A 4,538-nucleotide genomic window follows, 5' to 3' on the forward strand; every position below is an offset into this window, starting at 1 on the left:
TGTGTCGTACGACGCCGCCACCGACCGCAGCCGCCGCATCAGCTCGTCCGGCGTGGGCCGCTCGTCCGGCTCCTTGGCCAGGCACCGCAGCACCAGCGGCGCGAGCGTCTCCGGCACACCCGTCAGGTCGGGCTCGTCGTGCACGACCTGGTAGGCGACGACGTACGGGCTGTCCGAGTCGAAGGGCCCGCGCCCGGTCGCCGCGTGCACCAGCAGCGAGCCGAGCGCGAAGACGTCGGCCGCGGGGCCCACCTCGCGGGGCCGGCGGAACTGCTCGGGCGCCATGAACGGCGGCGTGCCGATCAACTTGCCGGTCTCTGTCCGCAGTTCGCTGTCCGTCGGCCGGGAGATGCCGAAGTCGATGACCTTCGGGCCGTCCTCGGCGAGCAGTACGTTGCTCGGTTTCAGGTCGCGGTGCACGACCCCGACCCGGTGGATGTCCCGCAGCGCCTCCGCGAGCCCGGCCATCAGCCGGCGCAACTGCGCGGGGTCCATGGGCCCGTTCCGCTTCACCTGCTGGGAGAGGGTCGGCCCGGGGATGAACAGGGTGGCCATCCAGGGCCGCAGGGCCTCCGGGTCGGCGTCGACGACCGGCGCGGTGAAGGCACCGCTCACCCGTCGCGCCGCGGCCACCTCCTGCCGGAACCGCCCCCGGAATTCGGGGTCTTCGGCATAGCGGGCGTGGACGACCTTCACGGCCAGCTTCATCCCGGAGGTGCTGCGGGCCACGTGCACGACGCCCATGCCGCCCGACCCCAGACAGGATTCCAGACGGTAGTGACCGGCATAGTGCGGAAGTTCCGCTTCCGCGCCCGCTCCGTCGTTCTCCCGTGGCGCCATGGGACCACCCCCGTGCTGTTCCTTTGCGCGCGCGACGCTCGGAGCCTAGTCGATGACTCGTACGGGGCCGAGGCGGCTTGCTAGCCTCCGCGTGCGAGTCACGAACTCGTGTGTGACGGCCTGTTTCGGACAGTCCGGCACAGCGGAATCGACGGGACCCCGCGACGCACGTGGGGTCCGACGGGGGAGAACACATGACTGTCGAGCAGGTCGGCCCAGTGGAAGAAACCGACGGAGGCCCACAGGCCCTCACGGCGACCGCGACGGCGGCCGTCTCGTACTACCCGGTCGCACCGGGCTTCCGCCTCAACGTCCGCAGCGGCCCCGGCACCGGCTACGGCATCGTGCGGGTCCTGTCGGAGGGCGCCCGCGTCCCCATCCACTGCCAGACACCGGGCACCACGGTGACGGGCCCGTACGGCACCAGCAACATCTGGGACAACATCGGCAACGGATACGTCTCCGACACCTACGTCCGCACCGGCAGCGACGGCTACGTCGCGTCCCGCTGCTCCTAGGACCTGCCCGGGGCCCGCGGCGCGTCCGACGCCATAATCGTTCCGTGAGCGCAGAGAACGGTACGAACGGCAATCCGGACACCCCCGCGGGCCCCACACCCCCCGCCGGGCCCCGCCCCGAGCCCCTGCGGTTCTTCGGCACCACCTGGGTGAACCACGACCACGGCTACGCCGCCCGCCGGGCCGGCCTGGCCGTCGGCTCCCTCGTCGTGGCGGCCGCCGCCTGCTTCGTGCTCCGCATCGCCTACGACGGCCTCCAGATCGCCGACATCGGCGGATTCGTGTCGCTGCTGATGGTCGTGATGTTCGCGGTGTGCAGCGCCCTGGCCTTCCGGCACACCTGGTCGGGATTCAGCACCCGCCCCGACCCGGACCGCCAGTCCTCCCTGCGCGGCCTGCTCACCATCGGCTTCGTCGGCACGCTCCTCGCCTACTTCTTCCGCACCTTCACCGAGGCCCCGGGCGAGCAGCTGCACCGCACCGAGTACGACAGGGCCCGCGAGGAGTACGAGAAGCGCACCACCCGCCGCACACGCAACCCGTCGAAGAAGCGCCGCCGCTCCTAGGGCGTGTCCGCGGCCACTTCCTGACCAACCGTCCCGGCGCCGCGCGCCCGTCCGAAAAGCGCCCCCGCGCCCCGATGCTCCCCGGCCACCATGGCCGTATGACGACCCCGAGCACCGACTCGCCGGCCGGCCGCGCCGCCCGCGCCCACTCCTTCAACGCGGCCGCGGCCCAGTACGCCGCCAACCGCCCCTCGTACCCGCCCGCCCTCTTCGACGCGATCGAGGAGCTGTCCGGCCGCCCCCTGGCCGGCTCCCGCGTCGCCGACATCGGCGCCGGTACGGGCATCGCCACCGCCCGCCTGCGGGAACGCGGCGCCGACGTGATCGCCGTCGAGCCCGGCGCGGGCATGGCGGCCCAGTTCCGCCGCACCCTCCCCGACGTCCCGCTGATTCGCGGCAACGGCAACGCCCTGCCCCTCGCCGGCCACCGCGTCGACCTCCTCACCTACGCCCAGGCGTGGCACTGGACGGACCCGGCCCTGGCCGTCCCGGAGGCGCTGCGCGTGCTGCGTCCCGGCGGGGCGCTGGCGCTGTGGTGGAACACCGACGCCCTCGACGTGCCGTGGGTGGCCGAGGCGGCCGAGCGCACGGGGCGGGAGTTCGGCCTGGACATCTCCGCCGAGAAACGGGACGTCGACGCCCGCGTCGCCGACCCCACCGGCCGGCTGGCCTTCACCCGCCGCACGCTCCGCTGGAGCCGCCGCGTCCCGCTGGACACGCACCTGGCCAACATCGCCAGCCACTCGGTCTTCCTGACCCACGGCGAGGAACGCGGCGCCGCCTTCCTGGCGAAGGAGCGGGAACACCTCCTGGCCGTCTTCCCGGACGGGGACGTCGAGGAGACGTACGACGTCATCCTGCTGCTCGCCAGGACCCCGACGACCGCTTGACGCGACGGGAGGGCGGGAGCACTATTCATCACATGATGAATTACGCACCCGACCCTCCCGACGACGGACCGACCACCGCCACCGACACCACCACCGCCCGCGAGGGCCGGGGCACCACCCCCGCCCGTCCCGGAGGCACCCCCGCCGTCCACGCCGAGGACCTCACCGTCACCCGCGGCTCCCGCACCGTCCTGCGCGGCCTCGGCTTCACCGTCCCGCGCGGTCAGATCACCGGCCTCCTCGGCCCCTCCGGCTGCGGCAAGTCCACCCTGATGCGGGCGATCGCCGGCACCCAGGCCAAGGTCACCGGCACCGTGGACGTCCTCGGCCGCCCCGCCGGCCATCCCGCCCTGCGCACCCGCATCGGCTACGTCACCCAGGCCCCGTCGGTCTTCGACGACCTCACCGTCCGCCAGAACCTCGACTACTTCGCGGCGATCCTCGACCCCGGCCGCGCCGCCTCCGACCGCCGCCGCGAGGCCGTCACCCGGGCCGTCGCCGACGTCGACCTCACCACCCACGCCGACGCCCTGGCCGGCAACCTCTCCGGCGGCCAGCGCAGCCGCGTCTCCCTCGCCGTCGCCCTCCTCGGCGCCCCCGAGCTCCTCGTCCTCGACGAACCCACGGTCGGCCTCGACCCCGTACTCCGCCGCGACCTGTGGACCCTGTTCCACTCCCTCGCCGCCGACCGCGGCGCCACCCTCCTCGTCTCCTCGCACGTCATGGACGAGGCCGAGCGCTGCCACCGCCTCCTCCTGATGCGCGAGGGCACGCTCCTCGCCGACGACACCCCCGACGCCCTGCGCACCCGCACGGACGCCGAGACGGTCGAGGAGGCCTTCCTGCACCTGGTCGACGAGGCCACCGCGGCGGCCCGCACGAAGGAGACCACGCGATGACCACCACGACCCCCACCGCGCCGGCCACACTGCACCCGGCCCCCACCCACCCCCTCAGCCTCTCCCGCACCACAGCCACCGCCACCCGCGTCCTGCGCCAGCTCGCCCACGACCCCCGCACGATCGCGCTGCTGCTCCTGATCCCCTGCCTGATGCTGTTCCTGCTGCGCTACGTCTTCGACGGCAGCCCGCGCACCTTCGACAACATCGGCGCCTCGCTCCTCGGGATCTTCCCGCTGATCACGATGTTCCTGGTCACGTCCATCGCGACGCTGCGCGAGCGCACCTCCGGCACCCTGGAACGCCTCCTCGCCATGCCGCTGGGCAAAGGCGACCTCATCGCCGGCTACGCCCTCGCCTTCGGGGCCCTCGCGATCGTCCAGTCGGCCCTGGCGACGGGCCTGGCGGTCTGGTTCCTCGGCCTCGACGTGACGGGCAGCCCCTGGCTGCTCCTCCTGGTCGCGCTGCTCGACGCCCTCCTGGGCACGGCGCTCGGCCTCTTCGTCTCGGCCTTCGCGGCCTCGGAATTCCAGGCGGTGCAGTTCATGCCGGCGGTGATCTTCCCCCAGCTCCTCCTCTGCGGCCTCTTCACCCCGCGCGACCGCATGCACCCGGCCCTGGAGACTGTCTCCGACGTCCTGCCGATGTCGTACGCGGTAGACGGCATGAACGAGGTCCTGCGCCACACCGACATGACGGCAACCTTCATCCGAGACACCTTGATCGTCGCGGGCTGCGCCCTCCTGGTCCTGGCACTAGGGGCGGCCACCCTCAAACGCCGCACGGCCTGAATTCAGCCCGTCCGGCGTTTGAGGACGAGGCCGT

Annotated in this window: 6 protein-coding genes; 5 read left to right on the forward strand and 1 reads right to left on the reverse strand. The window is 72.8% G+C overall.

Annotation, left to right across the window (positions count from 1 at the left end; genetic code table 11):
* On the reverse strand, positions 1 to 840 hold an 840-nt coding region (locus GTW67_RS01555; RefSeq protein WP_161162996.1), incomplete at its 3' end, for a serine/threonine-protein kinase.
* Positions 841 to 1,034: 194 nt separating this feature from the next.
* Between GTW67_RS01555 and GTW67_RS01560 the strand changes: the two genes are divergently transcribed.
* From GTW67_RS01560 to GTW67_RS01580, 5 genes are all read left to right on the forward strand, one after another.
* Entirely contained in the window at positions 1,035 to 1,358 is a 324-nt protein-coding gene (locus GTW67_RS01560) for an SH3 domain-containing protein (protein ID WP_161162997.1), read from the forward strand.
* 44 nt (positions 1,359 to 1,402) lie between these two features.
* On the forward strand, positions 1,403 to 1,924 hold the full coding sequence (locus tag GTW67_RS01565; RefSeq protein ID WP_161162998.1) for an EamA/RhaT family transporter: 522 nt from the start codon (positions 1,403 to 1,405) through the stop codon (positions 1,922 to 1,924).
* A 98-nt stretch (positions 1,925 to 2,022) separates the two neighbouring features.
* Positions 2,023 to 2,814, forward strand: coding sequence for a class I SAM-dependent methyltransferase (locus GTW67_RS01570; RefSeq protein WP_161162999.1), 792 nt, complete (start codon positions 2,023 to 2,025; stop codon positions 2,812 to 2,814).
* Between the two features lie 32 nt (positions 2,815 to 2,846).
* Positions 2,847 to 3,713: an ABC transporter ATP-binding protein gene (locus GTW67_RS01575; protein ID WP_161163000.1), complete on the forward strand. Its 867-nt coding sequence runs from the start codon at positions 2,847 to 2,849 to the stop codon at positions 3,711 to 3,713.
* Positions 3,710 to 4,504 (forward strand): ABC transporter permease, encoded by a 795-nt coding sequence (locus tag GTW67_RS01580; protein WP_161163001.1) that lies wholly within the window; start codon positions 3,710 to 3,712, stop codon positions 4,502 to 4,504. The genes GTW67_RS01575 and GTW67_RS01580 overlap by 4 nt, the downstream gene beginning before the upstream one ends.
* Positions 4,505 to 4,538: the final 34 nt, after the last annotated feature.

This window comes from Streptomyces sp. SID5910, assembly GCF_009862125.1.
Classification (GTDB): Bacteria; Actinomycetota; Actinomycetes; order Streptomycetales; family Streptomycetaceae; genus Streptomyces.